General features: G+C 41.5%; 27 protein-coding genes. 5 read left to right on the forward strand and 22 right to left on the reverse strand.

Annotated elements, in window-relative coordinates; all coding sequences use genetic code 11:
• Window positions 1-46: 46 nt before the first annotated feature.
• From JNUCC1_RS07425 to JNUCC1_RS07435, 3 genes are all read right to left on the reverse strand, one after another.
• On the reverse strand, window positions 47-673 hold the full coding sequence (locus JNUCC1_RS07425; RefSeq protein ID WP_156644787.1) for a DUF6088 family protein: 627 nt from the start codon (window positions 671-673) through the stop codon (window positions 47-49).
• Between the two features lie 165 nt (window positions 674-838).
• A complete protein-coding gene (locus JNUCC1_RS19015; RefSeq protein WP_269448143.1) occupies window positions 839-961 on the reverse strand; it encodes a hypothetical protein in 123 nt (40 codons plus the stop codon).
• 98 nt (window positions 962-1,059) lie between these two features.
• Complete coding sequence (locus JNUCC1_RS07435) at window positions 1,060-1,974, reverse strand: hypothetical protein (RefSeq protein WP_156644788.1); 915 nt, start codon at window positions 1,972-1,974, stop codon at window positions 1,060-1,062.
• Window positions 1,975-2,127: 153 nt separating this feature from the next.
• On the opposite strand from JNUCC1_RS07435, the gene JNUCC1_RS07440 reads away from it, so the two are divergent.
• From JNUCC1_RS07440 to JNUCC1_RS07450, 3 genes are all read left to right on the forward strand, one after another.
• A complete protein-coding gene (locus JNUCC1_RS07440) occupies window positions 2,128-3,147 on the forward strand; it encodes a DUF3231 family protein (protein WP_331713656.1) in 1,020 nt (339 codons plus the stop codon).
• 706 nt (window positions 3,148-3,853) lie between these two features.
• Complete coding sequence (locus JNUCC1_RS07445; RefSeq protein ID WP_156644790.1) at window positions 3,854-4,696, forward strand: hypothetical protein; 843 nt, start codon at window positions 3,854-3,856, stop codon at window positions 4,694-4,696.
• Window positions 4,697-4,700: 4 nt separating this feature from the next.
• Complete coding sequence (locus tag JNUCC1_RS07450; RefSeq protein ID WP_156644791.1) at window positions 4,701-4,997, forward strand: hypothetical protein; 297 nt, start codon at window positions 4,701-4,703, stop codon at window positions 4,995-4,997.
• Between the two features lie 409 nt (window positions 4,998-5,406).
• On the opposite strand, the gene JNUCC1_RS07455 is transcribed toward JNUCC1_RS07450, so the two are convergent.
• From JNUCC1_RS07455 to JNUCC1_RS07475, 5 genes are read right to left on the reverse strand one after another with little or no spacing between them, the layout of a single operon-like run.
• Entirely contained in the window at window positions 5,407-6,585 is a 1,179-nt protein-coding gene (locus JNUCC1_RS07455; protein WP_156644792.1) for a M20 family metallopeptidase, read from the reverse strand.
• 30 nt (window positions 6,586-6,615) lie between these two features.
• Entirely contained in the window at window positions 6,616-7,257 is a 642-nt protein-coding gene (locus JNUCC1_RS07460; RefSeq protein ID WP_156644793.1) for an ABC transporter permease, read from the reverse strand.
• Between the two features lie 17 nt (window positions 7,258-7,274).
• Complete coding sequence (locus tag JNUCC1_RS07465; protein WP_156644794.1) at window positions 7,275-8,189, reverse strand: ABC transporter substrate-binding protein; 915 nt, start codon at window positions 8,187-8,189, stop codon at window positions 7,275-7,277.
• Window positions 8,190-8,203: 14 nt separating this feature from the next.
• Complete coding sequence (locus tag JNUCC1_RS07470) at window positions 8,204-8,854, reverse strand: ABC transporter permease (RefSeq protein ID WP_156644795.1); 651 nt, start codon at window positions 8,852-8,854, stop codon at window positions 8,204-8,206.
• Window positions 8,851-9,978, reverse strand: coding sequence for a betaine/proline/choline family ABC transporter ATP-binding protein (locus tag JNUCC1_RS07475; RefSeq protein WP_331713657.1), 1,128 nt, complete (start codon window positions 9,976-9,978; stop codon window positions 8,851-8,853). The genes JNUCC1_RS07470 and JNUCC1_RS07475 overlap by 4 nt, the downstream gene beginning before the upstream one ends.
• Window positions 9,979-10,229: 251 nt before the next feature.
• Here JNUCC1_RS07475 and JNUCC1_RS07480 point away from each other — a divergent pair, with 251 nt between their 5' ends.
• Window positions 10,230-10,766, forward strand: a complete 537-nt coding sequence (locus tag JNUCC1_RS07480; RefSeq protein ID WP_156644797.1) for a GbsR/MarR family transcriptional regulator — start codon at window positions 10,230-10,232, stop codon at window positions 10,764-10,766.
• A 180-nt stretch (window positions 10,767-10,946) separates the two neighbouring features.
• Here JNUCC1_RS07480 and JNUCC1_RS07485 read toward each other — a convergent pair whose 3' ends face one another.
• The 14 genes from JNUCC1_RS07485 to JNUCC1_RS07550 all read right to left on the reverse strand — a co-directional run bounded on the left by JNUCC1_RS07485 (window position 10,947) and on the right by JNUCC1_RS07550 (window position 21,157).
• The gene (locus JNUCC1_RS07485) at window positions 10,947-11,267 is read right to left on the reverse strand and encodes a hypothetical protein (RefSeq protein WP_156644798.1); all 321 of its coding nucleotides are present in this window, start codon (window positions 11,265-11,267) and stop codon (window positions 10,947-10,949) included.
• A gap of 173 nt (window positions 11,268-11,440) precedes the next feature.
• Complete coding sequence (locus JNUCC1_RS07490) at window positions 11,441-11,698, reverse strand: metal-sensitive transcriptional regulator (RefSeq protein ID WP_156644799.1); 258 nt, start codon at window positions 11,696-11,698, stop codon at window positions 11,441-11,443.
• A gap of 50 nt (window positions 11,699-11,748) precedes the next feature.
• Window positions 11,749-12,525, reverse strand: a complete 777-nt coding sequence (locus tag JNUCC1_RS07495) for a sulfite exporter TauE/SafE family protein (protein WP_331713658.1) — start codon at window positions 12,523-12,525, stop codon at window positions 11,749-11,751.
• Between the two features lie 48 nt (window positions 12,526-12,573).
• Complete coding sequence (locus JNUCC1_RS07500; RefSeq protein WP_197431705.1) at window positions 12,574-12,801, reverse strand: sulfurtransferase TusA family protein; 228 nt, start codon at window positions 12,799-12,801, stop codon at window positions 12,574-12,576.
• A gap of 20 nt (window positions 12,802-12,821) precedes the next feature.
• Window positions 12,822-13,949 (reverse strand): MBL fold metallo-hydrolase, encoded by a 1,128-nt coding sequence (locus JNUCC1_RS07505; protein WP_156644802.1) that lies wholly within the window; start codon window positions 13,947-13,949, stop codon window positions 12,822-12,824.
• A 44-nt stretch (window positions 13,950-13,993) separates the two neighbouring features.
• A complete protein-coding gene (locus JNUCC1_RS07510; protein ID WP_156644803.1) occupies window positions 13,994-14,230 on the reverse strand; it encodes a glutaredoxin family protein in 237 nt (78 codons plus the stop codon).
• 13 nt (window positions 14,231-14,243) lie between these two features.
• Complete coding sequence (locus tag JNUCC1_RS07515; RefSeq protein WP_156644804.1) at window positions 14,244-14,813, reverse strand: sulfurtransferase TusA family protein; 570 nt, start codon at window positions 14,811-14,813, stop codon at window positions 14,244-14,246.
• A 54-nt stretch (window positions 14,814-14,867) separates the two neighbouring features.
• Window positions 14,868-15,347, reverse strand: a complete 480-nt coding sequence (locus JNUCC1_RS07520) for a DsrE/DsrF/DrsH-like family protein (RefSeq protein ID WP_156644805.1) — start codon at window positions 15,345-15,347, stop codon at window positions 14,868-14,870.
• Window positions 15,348-15,631: 284 nt separating this feature from the next.
• On the reverse strand, window positions 15,632-16,798 hold the full coding sequence (locus JNUCC1_RS07525) for an MFS transporter (RefSeq protein ID WP_156645445.1): 1,167 nt from the start codon (window positions 16,796-16,798) through the stop codon (window positions 15,632-15,634).
• Between the two features lie 549 nt (window positions 16,799-17,347).
• On the reverse strand, window positions 17,348-17,668 hold the full coding sequence (locus JNUCC1_RS07530; protein ID WP_156644806.1) for a GRAM domain-containing protein: 321 nt from the start codon (window positions 17,666-17,668) through the stop codon (window positions 17,348-17,350).
• Between the two features lie 170 nt (window positions 17,669-17,838).
• Window positions 17,839-19,392, reverse strand: coding sequence for a MutS-related protein (locus tag JNUCC1_RS07535; RefSeq protein WP_197431666.1), 1,554 nt, complete (start codon window positions 19,390-19,392; stop codon window positions 17,839-17,841).
• 71 nt (window positions 19,393-19,463) lie between these two features.
• Entirely contained in the window at window positions 19,464-20,261 is a 798-nt protein-coding gene (locus JNUCC1_RS07540) for a MerR family transcriptional regulator (protein ID WP_156644808.1), read from the reverse strand.
• A 261-nt stretch (window positions 20,262-20,522) separates the two neighbouring features.
• The gene (locus JNUCC1_RS07545) at window positions 20,523-20,945 is read right to left on the reverse strand and encodes a hypothetical protein (protein ID WP_156644809.1); all 423 of its coding nucleotides are present in this window, start codon (window positions 20,943-20,945) and stop codon (window positions 20,523-20,525) included.
• Complete coding sequence (locus tag JNUCC1_RS07550; RefSeq protein WP_156644810.1) at window positions 20,942-21,157, reverse strand: helix-turn-helix transcriptional regulator; 216 nt, start codon at window positions 21,155-21,157, stop codon at window positions 20,942-20,944. The genes JNUCC1_RS07545 and JNUCC1_RS07550 overlap by 4 nt, the downstream gene beginning before the upstream one ends.
• Window positions 21,158-21,320: 163 nt before the next feature.
• Between JNUCC1_RS07550 and JNUCC1_RS07555 the strand changes: the two genes are divergently transcribed.
• A complete protein-coding gene (locus JNUCC1_RS07555) occupies window positions 21,321-21,746 on the forward strand; it encodes a globin domain-containing protein (protein ID WP_197431667.1) in 426 nt (141 codons plus the stop codon).
• Window positions 21,747-21,857: the final 111 nt, after the last annotated feature.

A 21,857-nucleotide genomic window follows, 5' to 3' on the forward strand; every position in this document is an offset into this window, starting at 1 on the left:
TAGCTCTACCATTTGCAGATTTGTTCTTTAGTTTTCTGCAGATCCATTATAAAACTCCACCCATTTCTATTAAATTTTCCAACGTTTTTCTAGGATACTTCTTGATAAATATATTCAACTCACTGCTAGTACAATCATTATCATTTAAGTATATTTTAATAGCACCAACGGCATTCTCCAGCGGAACCTCACTCACCCGATCGAATTCATTAAGCAAATCCAGCACTTGCAGAAGTTTGTAGTTCCGGGCATCAATTCTCACTCTTGGTTTCTTGAGTTTCACAATCTTTTTGCCAAACTTCACTTCATGCTCAGGCCTGCCTACTTCATTCGTTACGATTGTAGATACGCTGGCGGTTTGGGTTGTTAGGCCAAGCTTGTTCGCAAAGTTTATACCGGTTGTATATCCAATAACTTTATTATTAGACGTTCTCATATACCTTCTTGTAATTACTTTATCCAAATTAATACGCGGGTTCCGCAGAACACTGTTTTCTCTCGGAACATAATAAATGCCATTTTTAACCTTAATTAATGAACCTCCATCAGATAGCCTTTTGAGATTTTGACGCAAGGCTTCGTCTGACATTTCTATACGTTTTTTTAAGTCCCTCGTGAATACAGGCTCGTCATATCCATAATTTTTTATAATGGTCTCGTATACCTTGTTCACCTAACATCTCTCCCCTCCTTATTATACCCCAAAACGGAAATATGTAACGATATATATCAATTCAATTTCCCAAACGTGACATTTTGCGTGAAAAATGCTACTTCTAAAGTCTAAAAGCTTTAGCAAAATAATGGATCAAATCTATAAACTGCCTTATTCATGCGTTTAAATCCCCTGCAAAGAGACACGAATGTCATCAAATGATTTCTGCATGGGTGCAATGCGTTCATTTTTTACATCGTCTTCTGCATCTGCAAGTGTTCTGTGTAATTCCATCTCTGACTTCATATGGCAGCGATCTCCCCTTTCACAGTGGTTATAAATGCCTTTCCAAACTCCTTTCTAGGAAAATGGTGTCAACCGTGAACAGCTCTCCTTGCGTCACCCTACTTCTTCCGATAAGTAATCCAAGTTGGACAAGGCGCAAAGGGAAATGTTTTTAATACTTCCATGGCGTAATCATCGGTTGTATCAAACTCACCTGCAATAGCTTCCACATTTTGATGAACGGAGTATTCGATATGCTCTAACACCAGCTGTGGAATCAATTCTTTAAATGAATTATTCGAACAACCGCACCATCCTAATTCATATGTATGTTTAGTATCCGATTCATGAAGAAATGAATAGGCTAATATCTCTGTGCCACTTGAGTCTACAAAAGCGTAACTCCCATCCATGATCGTGTCATTCGCTAAAATCAACGCTTTCCATTCATCAAGTTCCACATCTGCTGCTGGATTCATTTTATGTGTTTCTTCATAGTTTTTTCTAACCAGAAGCGTTAGTTTTTGCATCAGTTCATTGTTTGAGGAGATTTCTGCTAAAGTTTTGACTGTATGATTATTTTTATCACTAAAGGGGATTTCCCCTTTGATATCAGATACCTTAAGTGTTGGCATATACGTTCTTCTGATTTCCTTAAACCCATTTCTCTCATAAAGATTCCGTTCGTTAATAGCAGTTTCCCAAATTGAAGTTTGCAAGGGCCGGTCAATAACTCCTAAGCTTTCAACCTTGGTGAGCAATCTTTCTTCCAGACCATACATTTGATAAAACGGATTGCTCAAAATTCGAAAGTACGTACAATAGGGGTGAAATCCACTTATCCAGCCAAATATCACGCCTGCTAATTTATCGCCAACAAGTGCTGAATATGCAAATTTGTACTTGAAACCCCTTACAATATTTAATAAGCTTTCATCTTCAAAAGAAAAATCTAATAGCTCTTTTAATTGGACCTCATCTGTTTCATCGTATTCCCTTATAACAATTTCATCAATAATGTTATCTTTTATCATGTCTGACTCCTTTAACACTTCTGCTAAAGTGTCTCAAATTCATCTTTATTATAACACACCAAAAAGACGCCCATGCTACGACCAATTCTGCATAAATTAAAATCAACTCTGCATAATAACACAATAAGTTATTTTAACAAAGGAGGGGTTTACGTGGAGCAAGGAAAACAAATAAGACTCACAGCCTCTGAAATGGGTGAACTTTGGGGGCAATACATGAATGATTCTGCAAGTATCTGTATGTTGACCTATTTCTTGGAAAAGGCTGAGGACACCGAAATAAAGCCTGTCATAGCACATGCGCTGGAATTATCCCAGGCCCACGTTCAGAAGATCGCAGAAATACTTACTGAGGAAAAGAATGTCATCCCTTATGGTTTTAAGTTAGATGAGGATGTTGATTTAACTGCACCCAGACTCTATCCGGACAGTTATGCGTTAAATTTCATAAATCAGATGGCTCAAATTGGGCTTACCTCATATGCAACGAGTCTAAGTCTAACATCAAGGTCAGATCTCACTGGCTATTTTAAAGAATGTGTTCGAGAAACAATGGAACTCTATGAGATGTCAAAGGACTTGCTATTACAAAAAGGACTATACCAGCGGCCACCAAATATATCCGATTTAGAGCAAATTGAATATGTGAAGAAGCAAGGGTTTGTTTGGGATATTTTTGGTGAAAAAAGACCCTTATCAGCAATTGAAATTGCAAACCTGGATGCGAACATTAAAAGGAATGCATTAGGGATTGCTACCTTAATAGGATTCAGCCAAGTAGCTAAGTCAAAAGATGTTACACAATTTATGATGCGAGGCATTGAAATTGCAAAGCAGCATATCCAATCTTTTGGAAAAAAGTTAGGAGCAGAAAATCTCCCAGTACCAATGATAAGAGCAGATGTAACAGAAAGCACTGCGCACACATTTTCGGACAAACTCATGATGTTCTACACGACCACCTTGATAGGTTTGAGTATTGGCTATTATGGTACAGCTATTGCACAAAGTCCTAGAATCGATCTAGGTGTAATGTATAATAAACTGATACTGGGCATACAGAAATACTTAGAGGACGGGGGCAATATCATGATTAAAAACAAATGGTTAGAAGAGCCCCCATTGGCCTCAAACCGCAAAGACCTCGCACAAGGTAATTTAAGCAGGTGCTAATAGGGTGCCTGTCACTTCCCGGTTTTTGTCAGTTTTTGTCGAGAAAAAAAGTGACAGTCCCCCACCGCTTTAAAGCTTTAGCGAACTGGGGGACTGACACCTATTCACTTCCTTTCAATATGTACTTCCAGTCCGTCTTACGCAGTAACGTGACTGTTTGCAATACACATGTTTAGAGAATGTAAAGCCATAGGTCGTTCCCCTTCCGTACTATGAGAACGTCTGACTACTCTATCCACAATATTCACTTCGGATGTCAGATAGAGTTCTCACAGGGTTATCGCACCGCCCTTCAAGTACATCCCCAACACCATCACGAGGCAGCCCCCCTTGCCAGCTTATACTTTTGACTATAGGTCTTATCATTGAGTTTTCCCAGATTTTTCGCACAGTCACCAATCTGCTCCGCCGCCTGTGTGTTTCACGGTTTCCCATTTAGATCTGTACAGCTCACACCGCTATACTCTGTAACGTGTACAATCTCACGTAATTGAGAAACGATTCACACTGTCGTATGAATCGGTGCGATTGCCTGTTGCACAAAAAACAGTACTTTTTTGTGCAGTCTAAAACCTTTTAATAATTTTACAACTTTAAATACAATTAGGTATTGAATATTTATAACTTGTTTAAATATATAAATAGCCGTTTACTTTTTTAATTTTTTTTGTTAACATTTTATTCAAATATTTAAAGGAGGAATTAAATGAAAGCGGTAACTAAAGTAGTTGCATTGTTAGTTACACTTATTGTTATAGGTGGCGGCAACAACTATATACATGCTGACAGCATGAATGTAAAAGAAGTAGGAAACGATCAAAATGAGTTTGTGAATCAATTAGCGATAGAAAAGCCTAAGAGTATTGAGAAGTCCTATAAAGACGCTGTAAGTAACACATCTGATGTCCCCCTTGAAGAATTAGATTTATATACAACACCATCTCAGCTTAAAAGTAATACTCAAGAACATATTTTTGTAAAAGAACATAAAACCGCACAAAAACTACACGAAAATATCCATACAGGAGAAGAGCTGATTGCTTTAACTATATTCCATGATATTTATGCAGAGGATTCCAAAGGAAATCAGTTGTTTTCAGTGGGAGATAAAGGTGAAAATGAATGGGACAAATCTTCATCAGTACAAGCATACACCAGAATTTACTTTTTAAGAAAGACAATGGATAATATCCCCTATGCAAAGCTTACAAAAGTAACGGGAGGATGGAATATAGTAGATAATCGTGTTTACATTTCTAATAGAAAAGTTAGCTATGGGACTATTGGGTTCCCTGCAGGTTCCAATCAAATAAGAGACCGATATCCTACAGGGAATTCTTACACATATTATGCTCCCAGTAGCTGGGATTATGTAAATACAAATGCGCTTTACCAATTAGGCATGGCATCTAATGTAACAGTTAAATTAGTTGGAAATCCTTCAAACTCTTGGGGGTTTATGCACCTAATTATCTGGGAAACTAACAAAGTTCATAGTAACAAGAGTGAGCAATTAACATTTGCTATAAAAACTCATAGGGGAAGGTGAGTGCTTGAAAAAGTTTTTTATGTCCCTCCTTTTTTTCACTTTATTTATCTCTGGATGTAATGAAGGTAATGAAAATAATGTTAAATTTAATGGAGAGAGTGAAAATTGGGAAGGAAGTTATAGCGCGAATATTAGTGGCTCGTCAGAGAATGGAGAGTATATATTTAGATACAAAAACGCAAGAGAAGAGACCATAATTAAAAATCTAAAAATTGTTATAAATGATGGTGAAATAACGCTCAATGAAAGTGAATATAAGGGGGGAGTGTTAATATACCTTCATCTTGTTCGGGGTGCTTAGTGACAGATGAAAACAAACCTGTTCAAGTAATGATAGAATGGGGGAAGGAAAAAAAAGAAGTCTTTAAGATGAACCCAACATAAATTCCCCTAATAAAGCATCGCCAACTGGCGATGCTTTTTTCTAGCACACTGTAACAACTTTATTAAATAAATGAAATGTTTCTTTTGGCTTGCTGCCGCTAGTTGTTTTTGTATTTCCTGGACTCGATTCATTGCGTCCATAAGTTTAGCTTCACATTCTGCTTGTCGGGTGATCCAGGGCTTCCATTTTTTCAAGCATCTTTTGGTTAAACTCCATTTGATTATTCATGAACTGCTCCATCTGCTTTTGTGGTTCTTGTAGCGCCGAAAAAAAAGCGCCAGTCCCCCAAAGCTTTAGCGAACTGGGGAACTGACACCTATTTAATCTACTTCATATCCAAATAATCCAACGCCGACGCAGCCAGCACCTTAGCTCCGTTAAGCAGCGCCTTTTCATCAATATCAAACTTAGGATGGTGATACGGGTAAATAAAGCCTTTCTCTTCATTCGCTGAGCCGGTGAAGAAATATGCACCCGGTACCTCTTTGGCGAAGTATGAGAAGTCTTCTGCGCCCATATTCGGTTCCATCTCAATGATATCCTTTTCTGATATAACGCCTTTTGCTGCGTTGACCATGATTTGGTTCATCGCTGGGTCATTCTTGGTAGCAGGATAGCCAAATTGATAATTGATTTCGTGATCCGCTCCAAAGGCTTCACAGGTATGGGCGGTGATCTTATGAATTGAATCGTGGATGTTTTGTCTCACGCCTTCATCGAATGTGCGCACAGTGCCTTCAAGCATGGCGCTGCCGGAGATAACGTTAGCTTTTTCGCCTGCTTGGAAAGAGCCGATGGTCAGCACGGCTGATTTCAGCGGGTCTGTTTGACGGCTGACAATGTGCTGCAGGCTGCTGACAAGCTGGCTTCCGATCGCAATGACATCGGTTGTGTCTTGCGGGAAGGCGGCATGTCCGCCAGTGCCTTTGATTTCAATCTGAAAATCGTCTGATGAGCCGAGGACATATTCATCGTTATGCCATATGCTTCCGACTGGTGTGTAATTTTCCATGTGCGTGGCGAAGATGGCGTCGACACCTTCCAGAGCGCCGTCTGCCACCATGGATTTGGCACCGCCCGGATCTTCTTCTTCTGCATGCTGGTGTACAAATACAACCGTGCCGTGCAGCTCGTCCTTCACATCTACCAATGCTCTAGAGATTCCCAGTGCGATGGCGGTATGGGCGTCATGACCGCATGCGTGCATGACACCGTCATTTTGTGATCTGTATGGGACATCGTTCTCCTCGTAAATCGGCAATGCATCAAAGTCAGCCCGTATCGCTACGGTTTTGCCTGGTTTGCCGCCTTTCAAAGTTGCCACGACACCATTTCCGCCGACATGAGTTCTGACGTCCAGTCCGAGTTTCTTCTGGTAGTCAGCAATGAACTCAGCTGTCTTTTCCTCTTGAAAGGATAGCTCTGGATGCTTATGCAGTTCACGACGTACATTGACCATTTCGTCATACAGTTGATCCAGTTTGTTAAAAATTGTTTCTTTCATGATGAACACCTTACCTCTTTTATAAATATCTTACGCGAGTCTTGCTTTGGTTTTTTTCTCCATTTGCCCCAGAATCAAATCGGCAATGATGGCCAGCAATGTGGCTGGAATCGCACCGGCATATATTTTTACATCTGATTGCAGACTGATGCCTGCAATGATTTCCTCACCGAGCCCGCTTGCACCGATATACGGTCCGATACAGGCAACGGCTACTGCAATAACAGACGCCACCCTGAGCCCTGCCATTAAAAATGGGAATGATAATGGGAGCTGAACTTTTCCAAGGAGCTGCATGGATGTCATACCAATTCCTGTGCCGGCTTCTGTTATGCTTTCATCGACACCTTTAATACCGACATACGTATTTCTGACAATCGGCAGCAGGGAGTAGAAGAACAGTCCCACAACCATTGTTTGAAACCCAAGTCCCAGATACAGCATTAAGATCGCTAGCATGGCAAGGCTGGGAATTAACTGCAGGATATTGGTCAGCGAAAGTATGAATGGAGCTGTTTTCTCAAACTTTGCCGCCACGATCCCTAACGGAACACCGACCACCAAGGCCAGGGCAATTCCATAGATCACCAATAAAATATGTGTGCCTGTCATGGCCAGCAGTTCAGCTTGATTGTCCAGCATATACTGGCCCAGCTTTGTTATGAATTCCATCTAATCACCTTTTCTTTTTAGTCCAGCATATCCTTTTCCTGCAAAAATTCTTTTGCTACTTCAGGGATCTTGCGTTCATTGATATCCACTTCACGGATCAGCTCAGTCATTTCATCCGTGCTGACCAGACCAACAATCGAATCAAGAACTTCTTTCACCTCAGGGTATTCGTCCAGCACTTCATTTTTAGCAACAATTGAACCTTGGTACGGGGCGAAGAAGTTTTTGTCGTCTTCCAGCACGACCAGATCATTTTCTAAAATGTGAGGGTCCACTGTGTATGCAGTGATCGCATCCAACTCTCCGCCGGCAATGCCTTCATACATCAGAGAGATCTCCATACCATTCACATCACCGAATTCATAGCCATATGCTTTCACAAAGTCACGGTAGCCATCGTTTGCACGTTCTTTCCAGGCGGAGTCAGCACCCACTTTCATGTCTGGTGCATATACACCTAATTCTGTCAGGGTTTCGATATTGTTTTCGTCAGCAAAGTCTTGTTTGACCGCGATGCTGTATTGGTTTGTAAACCCAGTTGTGTCATACCATTTCACGTTATACTTATCACCAAATAGCTTTTGCGCCTGTTCCATTGTTTTATCAGGATCTGTAGAAAACTCAACCTTGTCTTCATCAAAATGATTGTTGTAAACTTCTCCAGAATACAATGTTGCAAAATCAAATTCGCCTTTATCCAGGGCACCCAGGATCTGCGGGCTGGCCTGAATGTCTTCCGTCACTTCCACCTCGTGATCTGTCTGATCTTCAACCAGCAATTTCACGATATGGCCCATAATTTTAGGGTCAGAATAAGTCTGAGCACCGTATTCAAACACCTCACCGCCATCGGCTGATGTTTTATTCCCGCCACAAGCAGCGAGTGTCAACGTTAATACAAGCAACATACTTCCAATCAATATTTTCTTCATGTGTAAAAAGCCTCCTATTGTTGTTGTTTCTTGAAATTCTTCTTTTCAATTAAGCCGAAGATCCCGTCCAGGATCAGCGCCATGACGATGGCAAGAATGGTACCGGTAAAGATCATGTTCTTATCATTAAACCCGATGCCCGATAAAACGAGTCCGCCTAATCCACCGGCTCCGACCACTGCAGCAAGGGTTGTCCAGCTGATGATGTAAACGGATGTTGTCCGGATACCCGACATAATGTAAGGCATGGCCATCGGAATCTCTACTTTGAAAATCCGCTGCATCTGGCTGTATCCCATCCCCTTTGACGCTTCAATCACATCTGGGTCAATGGCTTCCATGCCTGCATATGTGTTTCTGAGCAAGGGCAACAAAGCATATAGAAACAGAGCGACAACGGCTGGTTTGAAGCCAACGCCGAGAAACGGAATCATAATCGCAAACAATGCGATGGTCGGTACCGTCTGAAACACATTGGCAATGTTAAAGATGATATTTTTCACAAATTCACGTTTCATTTTGGTCATATAAATGGCCAATGGGATGGTAATGGCAATCGCCAGCAAAATCGCAATTAATGATAGAACGATATGCTGATAGGTGTACTCGCCAATGGTTTCATACCTGTCCTTCCAGAAATCAATATAGTCCAGGATTACATTCATTTAGCGCTCCCACCTTGCATGGCCACGTTCTCTTCAAGCAGCTTCATGTGATCATGGTTATGGATCACACCAATGAACGTGTTATCTTCAGCCACTACCGGGAAGAGTGAAGCGTCCGATCCAGCCATGATGTTCAAGGCTTCTGCTGCATCATGTCCCTCACGGATCAGCTCCGGCGGGTTATGTGTAATTTCCTTAACAGAGCCCGCGGATTGAGCAATCGCGTCATAAATGCTGACAATCCCCTTGAATTTTTTGTCCTCTGAAACAACTGGAACGTAGGAAATCTGTTTATCTATCATGATTTTCAGCGTTTCTTCAATAGATTCATCAGGTCGAACGGTAGGGGTGTCAGTGTTGATCATACGCCTCAGTTCTAGTGCTGACTCATGGGTTAACAACCGTTTAGGGCCAATGAATTCCTTTACAAAATCATTAGCAGGGTTAGCCAGCAACTCAGAAGGTGCGCCTCTTTGAACGACTTCCCCGTCTTTCATTAAAATGATCTGGTCCGCTATTTTGATCGCTTCATCCATATCATGTGTCACAAAGATAATGGTTTTCTTGATCTCTTTTTGCAGACGGATCAGTTCATCCTGCAGCTGGTCCCGACTGATTGGATCCAAGGCACTGAAAGGTTCATCCATAAGTATGATGTCAGGGTCCGCTGCCAAGGCGCGAATAACGCCGATCCGCTGCTGCTGTCCCCCACTTAGTTCAGAAGGATAGCGGTTTTTGTATGTATCAGGATCGAGATTAACCATCGTCAGTAATTCGTGCACCTTTTTCTCAATCCGTTTCTTATCCCACTTCAATAGTTTAGGAACTGCTGCCACATTATTGAAGATGGTCATGTGCGGAAACAGGCCAATATTTTGGATGACATATCCCATTTCCCTGCGCAATTCGATCGTATTGATCTCCTGAATGTTTTTCCCATTCATTAAAATGGTGCCTTCTGTGTAATCAATTAATTTGTTCAACAGCTTCATCGTAGTTGTTTTTCCGCAACCACTTGGCCCGATCAGCACATTAATCTTCTCATCCTGGAAATCAAGGCTGATGCTCTTCAAAGCCTGGAAGCCGTCCTCGTATGTTTTGTTAACATCTTTTAATTGGATCACCGAATTCCTCCTTTGATGACTCGTCTTAATGTCTAACAGTCATTCTATAGAAAGGAGGCAGAAAGGAAAAACGCTGTATAAACTTTAAATTGTACAAAGTTTACGCTGAGAGAGATTAACGTTTGTTTTTTAAGGTGTATTCTTAGAATTCCTTTATAATTCATCGATATTCTACCTCAAACAACACTAACAAAGTCTGGTAATCTATGTTATATTGATTAAAATTATAGGGGAAGGAAACGATTTCAATCATGGATCATAAGCAGGCGTTAGAAAATATACATCATAAAATTATCCAGCAAATCACTACCAACATGAAGTCTTACGGCTACCCCGGCACCATTGGTCATGTCATTGCGGTTGTCTATTATCATAATGCGCCCATGTCACTTGATGAGCTTGCACAAGAAACTGGCATGAGTAAAACGAGAATGAGTCAGGTATTAAGAGAAATGGTTCAGCTGAATATTGCGGAGAAGGTTTTTGTTAAAGGATCACGCAAGGATTATTACACCATTGAAAGTGATTATTATAAGACGTTTATATCCTTATTCACCTCCAATTGGCGTGAAGTGTATATCAGGAATAAAAAAATAGAGCAGGATTTAATCGAGGATCTGGATGGCATTGTCAACGACAGTGATGCCAGCGAAGAAGAAATAAACGAAGCCAAAATGTACTTAGACGACACCCAAGAATCGCTCGAATTCTTCAACTGGATAGAAGACCTCGTCGACTTTTTCGAATCCGGCGAAATCTTCAAACACGTCCCCAAACGAAAAGAATAAAGCGCCGACACCGATAGAGTGCCACACCGATAGAGTGCCTGTCACTTCCCGGTTTTTGTCAGTTTTTGTCGAATGTGGTGGATGGATGAAGCCGAGGAAGATCTGGCGCTTGGAGATGCGTTTTATGCGTTTAAGGTGCGGGTGGAGTGAGCCGAAAATCCTCTACAGTATGCCTAAGCGTCATCTGATGTTATTAAAATCAGCCAGGTGTTTATAAGCCCGATCGGTTTCTTTCTTGTTCACTTGAAGATGGGTGGTGGATTGTTTAGGAATTTGTTTGGATTGTGTGCCGATCGATTTTACATTCGACGGTGTAAAACTTTTCACGCGGCATTGGATCCCTTGCCTTTTAAGGTAGTTGTATCTCACTTGTATCTCGTCTGATTGACCACCCGACACTTCATAAACCGTTTTCCATTTCCGTTTATCATTCCAAATGATCCAGATTAATACGATAGCAATCGGAACAACAATCCATGCAGCCGTCAGAGATGACATCATGATCCGTCCCTCCCAGAATCGTTTTAGCCCAGTCGGCACATGTGACCTTCAACCCCACCGTAACATATCGCGGCCAAAAAAATACAAATGCTATCAAAAAAACAAGCCCGACAAGGTTAGCTTAAGGGCTTGTCCGGCTTGTTTCAGGTTGCGTGCGCCATCTATTTCTCAGGTTATCTGCTCTTTATAAGCAAATTGACGGCTTCATTAATGACAGCTTCAGAGTCTTCTTCGGTTTGTGCTTCACGAATGCACTGTTCTAGGTTTTTGCTCACAACTACAGCGGCGGCGCGGTCGATGCTGCTTCTTACTGCAGACATTTGGGTAACGACGTCTCTGCAATCTTTTTGTTCTTCCATCATTTTTATTACGCCTCTGACTTGGCCTTCAATTCTTTTCATTCTATTGATCATTTTAGTATCATATTCCATCTTAACAACGCCCCTTCCTATATAAAATTATACCATCTTCATTATTCACCTTAAAATATATCCATCCATATCTTGATGGCCGTTCCTGCGATCAGCACGGCGAGGATTCCCTGCAGAATGTTCGTGTTCATTTTCTTACCAGCATGTGCCCCCAGTGGGGAAGCGATTAAACTGGCGATGATCATGATCGCTGCCGGAAAATACGCCACCTGGCCTGTGGTTACTTTGCCGACGGTGGCACCGATGGATGAGATAAACGTGATCGCGAGTGATGAAGCGATCGTCATGCGGGTCGGTATCTTAAGGACGACCAGCATGATAGGGACCAACAAAAACGCCCCCGCTGCGCCAACAATGCCTGCTCCGACGCCGACAATTAACGCCAATACAGCTGCCAGCCCTTTGTTAAAGGTGACTTGATCCAGCTCTACGTCGTCAATCCCTTTTTTGGGGACAAACATCATCACAGCTGCAATTAAAGCTAATATACCATAAGTGAGGTTAATGCCGCCCTCTGATAACAGTTTTGACCCGTAACCTCCGATAAAGCTTCCAATCAGAATACTAATACCCATATACGCAATCAGCGATTTATTAAGATATCCGCCTTTTCGGTATGCCCATACCCCGCCTATCGTTGCGAATAATACTTGAACCGCGCTGATACCGGATACCTCATGTGCTGTAAATGCACTCAAGCCCAATAATGGGGGAATATATAAAAGCATCGGGTACTTGATGATTGATCCGCCAATGCCCAACATCCCCGATAAATAAGATCCGACAAAACCGATTAAAAATACAACAATGATAAAAGCAAAATCCACGTCTGCTGCCTCCTTTAAAAAGAGGGCCATAAGCATGGCCCTCTACTGTTACGCTTTCTTAATCCAGAATTTGAATACACCATCGTCTTCACGATCATCCAGCAGTTCGTGTCCGCCTGATTTCGCCCATGCGGTCAGATCGCTTTTGGACCCTTGATCAGTGGCATGCACCTCAAGAATCTCACCTTGTTCCAGTTCATTCATCGCCTTTTTTGTTCTTACAATCGGCATTGGGCATGCCAATCCTTTTGCATCTAAAACTTTTGCTACGTTCATCATGAATTCCTCCTCGTAAGTTATCGTATGGCACAACGGTTCGGGCCAATTTCCATTTCGCGTTGCTTTTCTTCATCCGGGGTAATGATACCCTTATTCGTATCGCGGATTTCCTGATATGCATTCGGTTGCGGCGGCAGGTTTTCTGTCACCATTTTTCTGAACGCATCTTCATCTTCAATGTTCAAGCCATGGTTTTTTTCAAAAAGCGTGCCTAATGTTTCAGCAACACTGCCGTCTTCGTTTAATTCATCCATGATCATAAAGTGAGCCGGCAGAACGATTAAGTCCTCTGACAAAACTTTGTATCGTGAATATAGACTTTCTCTCAAGTCGCCGACCCAGTCTTCTGCTTTTCCAGCCAGGTCAGGACGTCCGATAGAGTCTATAAAGAGGATATCGCCTGACAAAAGGTAGGTGTCATCGACTATGATCGATGTTGAACCTATCGTATGTCCTGGTGAATACAGGGCATGGATATCAATCGCTGTATCACCGATCGTGACTGTGTTGCCGTGTTCCAGCGCTTGATAGTTGAAGGTCACATTCTCGGCATCTTTTTCCGGAAGCCAGTAAGTGGCACCCGTCTGTTCGGCAATATTGCGCCCGCCGGAAATGTGATCTGCGTGCAAGTGTGTGTCAAACACGTGGGTTATCGTTGCGCTTTTGCTTGCAGCGAAGTCCACGAACACATCTGTCATACGTGTCGCATCGATTACGGCTGCTTCACCGTCAGAAATCACCACATAGGACAGGCAGCCTTTGCCAATGCGCACAAATTGGTAAATCTCCCCTCCTTTGTTGAGGTCCCCGACCTTCACAGGTTCAAGATGCTCACTCCAGGCTTTCATACCGCCCTGAAGATATGACACTGTCAATCCTTCTTCAGACAACATCTCAGCGATCATGACAGATGAGCCTTCTTTCGCACATACAACTAAAATATCTTGATCTGATGGCAGCTTCCCAAGGATACCTTCCACCCCGTCTAACAGGTCAAAGTAAGGCACATTCAAGTACTCAAAATGTTTGCCTTCAATTTTCCAATCTGCAAATGCATCTTCATTCCGCACATCTAAAATAAACAGGTCTTCCTGATGAATCACTTTTCGTGTCACTTCCTGTGCGGTCATGATATTGACAGTCATTCTTTTACCCCCTTAGGTATTATTGGTTTTAAAAAAATATCGTGTTATTGTTTTAGGGCTCCCATAATGCTTTCCGGATCAAATCCAAGTACCCAGACGCCATTCACATCTGTTTGCGGGACACCCATTTGTCCTGTTGTTTCGACAACCCGCTGCATGGTCGCTGGATCTTGCTCGACATTGACTTCTTTATAGGCGATTTTTTTCTCTGACAAAAAATTCTTCACCATTGTGCAATACGGACATTGACTCGTTGTATAGACTGTTATTGAATTCGTCATATCATCCATCTCCTTAATGATTTAATGCAGCGGTGCCGCCATTCCATGCGCTCATCCCCGGCACTACATTAATCACATGTTCAAAACCATTTTGCGCCAACTTCTGTGCTGCCAGGTCGCTTCTATTTCCTGTACGGCACACGACATAAATGGTGTCTTCTTTATTAAGTTCATTCATACGCTCTTCCAGTTCTTCAAATGGCAGAGATACAGCACCTGCAATATGGTTAAAGGCATATTCTGCCGGTTCACGCACATCAATCACAACAGTGTCTTCAGCGATGCTCGCTTCCAATGCCTCATTTGTGATGGTATGCGGGTGCTTCTTTTCAATTGTTTCTTCTTCTGATGACTTCCGTAAATAATGATGTAAAACTTCGCCATCTTCTAACGTGCCGAGGTATTGGTGGCCAGCGCTCTTGGCCCATGCTTCTATATCGGCCTTTGATCCTTTGTCAGTGGCCTGCACTTCCATAACCTGACCAGGCTCAATATCTTTCATAGCCTTTTTTGTTCTAACAATGGGCATTGGGCAAGCCAGCCCTTTGGCATCGACTGTTTTATTCGTTTTTATAGCATCCATATGTCAGCCTCCTTATACCTGCATGGGTATATTATGGTGTAAAAATTTTTGTTCTTATATAAACAGGTTCACATTCCCATCTTCAGCTTCACCCAGATAAGCTGCGACACCGGCATAACCAATGTCATCCAGCAATTCTTCTTTTTGCAGGCCTAATAAATCCATTGTCATCGTGCAGGCGATGAGATTGACCTCTTGTTCTTGTGCCATCTCAATTAAGTTGGGCAAAGACATCGCATTATGCTTTTTCATCACGCCTTTGATCATTTTAGGACCCATACCTGCATAATTCATTTTAGACAGCCCCATCTTATCTGCGCCCTTTGGCATCATTTTGCCGAACATCTTCTCCATAAAGCCTTTTTTCACATCAACAATGGCATCTTTCCTGAGTGCATTCAAGCCCCAGAACGTGTGGAATATGGTGACTTCATGATCATAAGCCGCCGCACCATTCGCAATAATATACGCCGCCATCGCCTTATCATAATCACCACTGAAAAGTACAATCGTGGTTTTTTTCTTTCCCGACATATTAAGCCTCCTCTAAATTACCCATAGGGGTATTAAAATTATTAAAATAAAAAGGGGTGTCAACCCTCAAAAAAATGCAGTAGCAACCACCTATCTGCATGACGTTAACTCACATAATATACCCCCACAGGTATAATGTCAACCCCAACACCCCAAAAAAAACACAATACCCATATGGTGCCTGTCACTTCCCGGTTTTTGTCAGTTTTTGTCGAATGTGGTGCTCATTCTTTTAGAAAATAACGATGGCTCTGTGCTTAGTGCATAGAGCCATCGTTTATATCTTAACTGAATTTTTCCTTCTCTTGTAAGGCTACACGCTGACTGGCCCTTATGATTAAAAATGTACTGATCAGGACGGTCAGCAATATAAAGATGGATAGGGTGCCATATTGAAAGCGGATGGACGTACGATTGGCGATTTTCCCAACACCGTCGAGTACAACAGGGGATAAAAATTGTCCCAGAAATGTAAAGCTGGATGTCAGAGCAACGGCCCGGTCAGCTTGATGCATTGGAACACTATCCAAAGCTTTTAACGATAATATCGGAAACAATGATCCTTGACCGAATCCAATCAAGCATACACTGAATATGACGAGGACGACACTGTTTGTGAGTGATAAAGTGAGAAAAGCAGCCCCCATCCCAAAAAGCATCACCGGAATAACCAGCCTTTTGAATGTCATTTCAATCTGAACCAGAAGCAGGCTGGTGATCATCCCGCCAACTGTCGTGAACGAAACGACTGTCCCGGCAAGCGTCGCCCCGCCTATGTTATTTTGTTCTAAAAAAAGCGCCATGTTTGTAGCGATCGAGTAATAGGCTAACATGATCCCGCCCATTGCCAATGCATAGCCATATGTAGCAAGTGGCACTTTTGATTTCCGTGTGTTTTGATCGGGTTTCTGAAGTTTTCCTTTTGGCAAGAAGAAATAGACGAGTATAAAAATACCCAGCCCAAGGAAGTAGACGTTGAAGGGGATACGCCAGCCAAGCGAGGCAAGCCATCCCGCCACCAGCATCGTAATGATGCCGCCAAAGTTACTGAATGCAGAATTGTACCCCATCATTTGAGTGCGTTCTTTACCGGTGTAATAGTCATTGATCAGCGACATGGCTAAAGGCATAATAAGCCCGACTCCGGCTCCCAAGAGTAACCGTAAAGCCAACAGCCATTCGATCGCAGACACAAATTGCGGCACCACACCCCCGACGAGGTAAATGATCAAGCCAATCAAGATAATCGTGCGTTTTGTAATCTTTGAGGTTAAATAACTTGATAGAAAAGAAAAAGGGATAATCATAATAGAAGGCGCTGTTAAGATCAGCTTAATCAGCGTTGGACTCGCGTCAGGAAAGGCCTCCGCTATGAGTCCAAGTGCAGGAGAAATCGCCGCCCCGGCCATAACAGTCGCCATTGAAATGGATATAATCGTCGGTTTTAACATTTTGTGGATAAGCAACACTCCCATTTGAAAAATTATGTATATACACATTGGTTTTTTTAACGCAGGTAACATGCCATTATATACACTATGGATGGTAGAATCAACTAAACAAGTTATGAAGAGTAAACTAATAATGGTAGAATAGGTTGTTCTATGGGTAACATAGGAGACGTTTTTCACGGGATTAAAAGGAGACTGACCGATGCCAATCATCAAACACACACACAATTTATACAAGCGCCTGTGCAGGTGTGTTTTGACCTCGCAAGGCGCGTAGATGTGCATATACAAACAACTCGGAAAACCCCTGACACTTTGGAACTGAGAGTCTTACAATATACCCAACCACTCCCTGACTTTTTCTAGAAAAGAGTTAAAAAGAATAACGGAGGAAATTGTTTAAGGTGGAATCAGAAATAGCAACACTCATCTGTGTAAAACAACGATTTTATATCACACACTCGAATGAAACGATGTAATTTTACCACTATAAAAAGAATGTCAGCCCCCTGCTCTTTTAAAGCAAATGGACTGACACGCATCTATCAATCAAGTAATCAAATCATTAATATAATCAATGAATTGTTGGTTTTTATTTGCCCAAGGCATTCCAATCGTAAATTTATAACTGGCATCATTTTTAAGATGTATGAGGACACCGTTGGGGGAAATTCCTAATATCTTTGTTTTTTCAATGGCTTTAATTTCTTTTACGGAGATCACTAATCTCTTCTTTTGGATATTAGCAGGTTGGGGATTAAAATACAGCTTTTCATTGGTAACTTTTAACTTCCCGCCCACATATTCCATACCTCTTTTTAGATTGGCATTTAAAACGAATTGTACGTGCTCTTCTGCTGCTGATTGCATGACCTAACCCTCCTTCGAAATTGTGACAACACGCCCGACATACATTTCAACTTCATTTTTGGGATTATACAAGTACAAGCTCTTTATATTTTCTGCCTTATCACGAAAGTTCAAAACCTATGTGCACTTCATCAGTTTAACATATGTTAAAAAAGAAGTGTCGAACCACTTTAATCTTTGGCATTACATAAAGCCTTGGTATAAACATCCCTCGGAAATCCTGTCAGTCTCAGTAATTCAATCGCATTCTTTGTTCTGGAGGGCCCACTTTTAATGATATAATCAAACGTAATTTCATCATTTATGATCTGTTCTCTAAAATGGTAATTACAGTACTTTGCTGACAGTTTATCCGTTAATTCCAAGTCATGAGTGGCAGCCATAATCTTCGTCTTATTGTAATCATTGAGGTAACTTAGGACAGATTCCGCTGCTGCAACCCTTTCGATCGTATTAGTTCCTTTAAATATTTCATCAACAAACAAATATATAAAATTCTCTTTGTTTCTATCTCTAACATCAAGGATGCGTTTAAGCGCGTAGACTTCACTCAGGAAATAACTTTGACCTTTTTCAATATCATCAGTAACCGCCATGGATGAATACACAAGTCCTCTGGTTAAAGAAATATCTTTGCTGGTACTCGTGTTTAGCGCTTGTGACATAATAACGTTCGTTGCGATCGTTTTGATAAAAGTAGACTTCCCGGAAGCATTGGAACCCGTTAATAAAGTGTTCTTACTGAATTTGAAATGGTTGCCCACAGGTTTATTTAACAGGGGATGATACACGTCTTTAACAGTCAATATGTTTTCGTCGTTGTAATTTGGGAGGCAATAGTATGGTAGATTTTTCCGCCATAATGCTGTTGCATAAAGACAATCCACCTTCCCCACTGTCAACCAAACCTTTTCATATAGCTCTTGATTGTGATTAATTAAGTTAATGACATAGTGAAATACAATGTAATCAATTAAGAATATAGATTTGAGCAATGTAAAGAGATGAAGTAATATATTGGTTCCACTAGGGTCTTCTTTCACCAGTAAGACACTTACATATGGTGCTTTACTGATTTTTCTTGTTTGGTCCAGAAATGTTTGATCATTGTTTAACTTCGCCAGTTTCCTAGAGGCTGAAATTAAATTCACTGAATAAAACAAACTGCCGTACTCACTTTCATTTTTAGAACGAATCGAATAAAACACACTCACGTTTGTTAATGCACTTACTATAAGTAAGGTTAAACCGGCTGTAGGCAAAAGAAAAAAAACTCCAATGCCAACAACGGGCAGTATGCTTAGGATTAAATACATCTTATTGAATGAATGGTCTGGCTTGTTGAAAATATACTTAGAAGAATTGGCATGTATGACTTTTCCTGCTTTAGCCAAAATCAGCGATAAACGATTTCGATATTGTGGATTGTTTGTTATTTTATGAATCATATTTTCATTGGGATCATGTTCTACATGGGCCTTTTTAAGTTTGTAATACAGCATCTCTTCTCCAACAGAAGTAAATGTATAATTTATTTCTCGGAATATCTTTGTCATATCTAAATCATTCCATGTAATATCATCCACAGAATAATCATCACTTCTGCCATTTTTACTCATATTTTCATAATAATGCTTGAAAGTTTCATGGTAATTCGTTTCATTGTTCAAGACTGCATTTCTATTCCACAGCGTTAGAATTTCTTTTTTTCTCTTCAGCTCCATTGTTACGTTGATCAGTACGGTAATTACTGAAATAGCAATTGCCAAGTATAAATAAGCCATGTAAAATCTCCCTAGTCATTTCCATATTGTCCCGATTGATACTGCGCTTTGATTGACTTCCCTATCTCTTCTAAAAAGGCCTCTTCTTCCGGTGATAAAATTGTAGGAAACTTAAAATCTACTGTCTCAGTTTCCACTGATTCGAGTGCCTTTTCCATTTGCTTTGCAAGTTCTTCTTTGTTCTCTATGTGTTTTGTTGCGATATCTGACAATCTTACGGCAAGATTTATTGCCTGAGGTGATTCTGGAGAAACGCCATCGCTCATAAGCTTTTTAAGTGTTTCCAACCAATCCAACATCTCCATATCCATCTGGTGTCGTTGTTCTATCGGGAGCGCAGAAAACTGTTCCGTGATTTCTTCTGAAAAGTGTTCTTTCACCCATTCCAACTGGTCTTGTTCATTTTCCATTTGAAAGAGAAGTGAACTTAAAATTGTCCATGTAATGGGCTTCCCTTCTGCCAAAAGAAAATGTACACGCTCTATTGCTTCAATGGCCCGATTTAATTCATCTCTCTTCTCTTTAAGAAGCTTATACTGCCAGGGCAACGACCTTTCAAGTTGTTTGGTGGCGTCTGAGTCATTTTCCACCAAGCTTTTGATCTCCTGCAATGAGTAACCTAAGAACTTCAACGCCTGAATTTGCTGCAGTCTTGCCAATTCCTCAAACCCATACAATTTGTGACCAGAGTTGTTTTGCCTTTCTGGTTTCATTAATTCCATTTCCTCGTAAAACCTTAACGTTCTCACTGTTGTCCTGGCACGTTTTGCAAACTCGCTGATCGTAAGAACAAATTTTTTATTTTCCATAAAACTGCCTCCCGCTATGATGGTATAACTTCAGATTAACGTATAACGTAACGGAACAGGCAAGCAAAAAAGATATTAATTTAAGAAAAACCAGTGGGGTGAAGTTTGAAAGGCGGTGAATTTTGTTTTTTAAGTTATGTTGATGTCTTTCTTGGCAAATTCCAATCAAACCAGCTTGTATGTCCATTCGTGTGACCGACAGTACTAGTTATATGGGGTATTCTCTGGCTGTTTTATTCATGTTCAATCTGTTTTAAGCTCTCACCGCCTCTTAATCACAAGGCCGCCAATTCCTGCCACCCAAATATACACAAAGAACAGAATCCATAGATACAGCATCGGGATGGCATCATACCCGAGCAGTGTGAAAACAGCCAGGCCGATGAATAATACAGCCAGTGTGATATGGGATGCGAATGCTAAAAACCGGAAGACATTATGAATAACGCGTTCGTCGGCTTCGGGCAGGTTGTCCTTTTTGCGTTTGTGTTTAACGAGTTGGATGATGGTCAGGATAATCGCCGCTGCCAAACCGCCTGCCATGACTTCGTACGGGAATTCGCCTTGGAACAGGTAGACCAGGAACGAGCCAAGTGCCGTTCCGATCAGGGTACAGATGATAACGAAGTATTGTGACCATTTTTCCAGTTTCTTGCTTAAGGTTTTTCGATCGTGGGTGTTCATTGTTCATCCTCCTCTTCCTCTAACATGAAAATATCGTGGATCGGCATGTTGAAGTAAGTGATGATTTTCAATGCCAATTCCAGACTCGGGTTGTATTTGTGTTTTTCAATTGCGTTGATCGTTTGCCGGGTGACTTGCAGGTCCTCGGCCATTTTCACCTGCGAGATCCCTTTTTCCAAACGGATCTGGCGAATATGATTGATCACTGCCATGGGCCTGACCTCCATCTAACGTAAAGACTTCTTTACACATAGAATAACAAAAAGCTGCTTATGTGTAAAGAGCTCTTTACAGTTGATAAAACGTGATGTCATGCCTCTGCTTGTTTAAATTGGCGGTATTTAGGGTATCCGGAAAGTAAAAAGGAGGATGATTATGTCTGAAAAGTCGCTATATGAACGTCTTGGCGGGATCTACAACATTGCGGCTGTCGTTAATCATTTTGCGGAAGAATTGTCGAAAGATCCAATTGCAGGAGAGAACACGTCTAATCCCTTCCTGAAAGATTGGTATGCGAATAGAAAATGGAGAGAACCTGGGTTTGTCGTGTTGACAACTCTGTGGGTGAGCGAAAAGGCTGGCGGTCCTTATGAATATGTCAGCACGGTTCCAAATGACAATAGCCTGGACCTTGAGCCAACACACTATGATATGAAACTGACAGCAGAAGAGTTTGATGCTGCAGGTAAAGTATTGGCGGACACACTGGATCATTTCGATGTTCCTGAAAAAGAGAAAAATGAAGTACTTGGCGCTTTCACGGCGCATAAGGACGAGGTCATTAGCGGAACAATTAAATAATAGCCCCTTACAATTGGTGTCAGTCCCCTGTGGCTTTCAAGCTTTAGCGCAGTCGGGACTGACATCTGTCTCTCGTATAGAAGCACTGGTTTTTCATCTGGCGCTCCCAGC

The sequence above is a fragment of the Lentibacillus sp. JNUCC-1 genome (assembly GCF_009741735.1).
GTDB lineage: Bacteria > Bacillota > Bacilli > Bacillales > Amphibacillaceae > Lentibacillus_B.

Bases quoted from the DNA above. Each gene is read 5' to 3' on its own strand.
- JNUCC1_RS07550 (WP_156644810.1), bottom strand. From the start codon at position 21,157: ATGGCAGTGATCAATCATATTCGCCAGATCCGTTTGGAAAAAGGGATC.
- JNUCC1_RS07485 (WP_156644798.1), bottom strand. From the start codon at position 11,267: ATGATGTCATCTCTGACGGCTGCATGGATTGTTGTTCCGATTGCTATC.
- JNUCC1_RS07530 (WP_156644806.1), bottom strand. From the start codon at position 17,668: ATGCAATCAGCAGCAGAAGAGCACGTACAATTCGTTTTAAATGCCAAT.
- JNUCC1_RS07435 (WP_156644788.1), bottom strand. From the start codon at position 1,974: ATGATAAAAGATAACATTATTGATGAAATTGTTATAAGGGAATACGAT.
- JNUCC1_RS07535 (WP_197431666.1), bottom strand. From the start codon at position 19,392: ATGGAGCTGAAGAGAAAAAAAGAAATTCTAACGCTGTGGAATAGAAAT.
- JNUCC1_RS07520 (WP_156644805.1), bottom strand. From the start codon at position 15,347: ATGTCGGGAAAGAAAAAAACCACGATTGTACTTTTCAGTGGTGATTAT.
- JNUCC1_RS07540 (WP_156644808.1), bottom strand. From the start codon at position 20,261: ATGGAAAATAAAAAATTTGTTCTTACGATCAGCGAGTTTGCAAAACGT.
- JNUCC1_RS07515 (WP_156644804.1), bottom strand. From the start codon at position 14,813: ATGGATGCTATAAAAACGAATAAAACAGTCGATGCCAAAGGGCTGGCT.
- JNUCC1_RS19015 (WP_269448143.1), bottom strand. From the start codon at position 961: ATGAAGTCAGAGATGGAATTACACAGAACACTTGCAGATGCAGAAGAC.
- JNUCC1_RS07445 (WP_156644790.1), top strand. From the start codon at position 3,854: ATGAAAGCGGTAACTAAAGTAGTTGCATTGTTAGTTACACTTATTGTT.
- JNUCC1_RS07470 (WP_156644795.1), bottom strand. From the start codon at position 8,854: ATGAATGTAATCCTGGACTATATTGATTTCTGGAAGGACAGGTATGAA.
- JNUCC1_RS07490 (WP_156644799.1), bottom strand. From the start codon at position 11,698: ATGGAATATGATACTAAAATGATCAATAGAATGAAAAGAATTGAAGGC.
- JNUCC1_RS07505 (WP_156644802.1), bottom strand. From the start codon at position 13,949: ATGACTGTCAATATCATGACCGCACAGGAAGTGACACGAAAAGTGATT.
- JNUCC1_RS07545 (WP_156644809.1), bottom strand. From the start codon at position 20,945: ATGAACACCCACGATCGAAAAACCTTAAGCAAGAAACTGGAAAAATGG.
- JNUCC1_RS07510 (WP_156644803.1), bottom strand. From the start codon at position 14,230: ATGACGAATTCAATAACAGTCTATACAACGAGTCAATGTCCGTATTGC.
- JNUCC1_RS07465 (WP_156644794.1), bottom strand. From the start codon at position 8,189: ATGAAGAAAATATTGATTGGAAGTATGTTGCTTGTATTAACGTTGACA.
- JNUCC1_RS07525 (WP_156645445.1), bottom strand. From the start codon at position 16,798: ATGTTAAAACCGACGATTATATCCATTTCAATGGCGACTGTTATGGCC.
- JNUCC1_RS07480 (WP_156644797.1), top strand. From the start codon at position 10,230: ATGGATCATAAGCAGGCGTTAGAAAATATACATCATAAAATTATCCAG.
- JNUCC1_RS07500 (WP_197431705.1), bottom strand. From the start codon at position 12,801: ATGAACGTAGCAAAAGTTTTAGATGCAAAAGGATTGGCATGCCCAATG.
- JNUCC1_RS07460 (WP_156644793.1), bottom strand. From the start codon at position 7,257: ATGGAATTCATAACAAAGCTGGGCCAGTATATGCTGGACAATCAAGCT.
- JNUCC1_RS07555 (WP_197431667.1), top strand. From the start codon at position 21,321: ATGTCTGAAAAGTCGCTATATGAACGTCTTGGCGGGATCTACAACATT.
- JNUCC1_RS07455 (WP_156644792.1), bottom strand. From the start codon at position 6,585: ATGAAAGAAACAATTTTTAACAAACTGGATCAACTGTATGACGAAATG.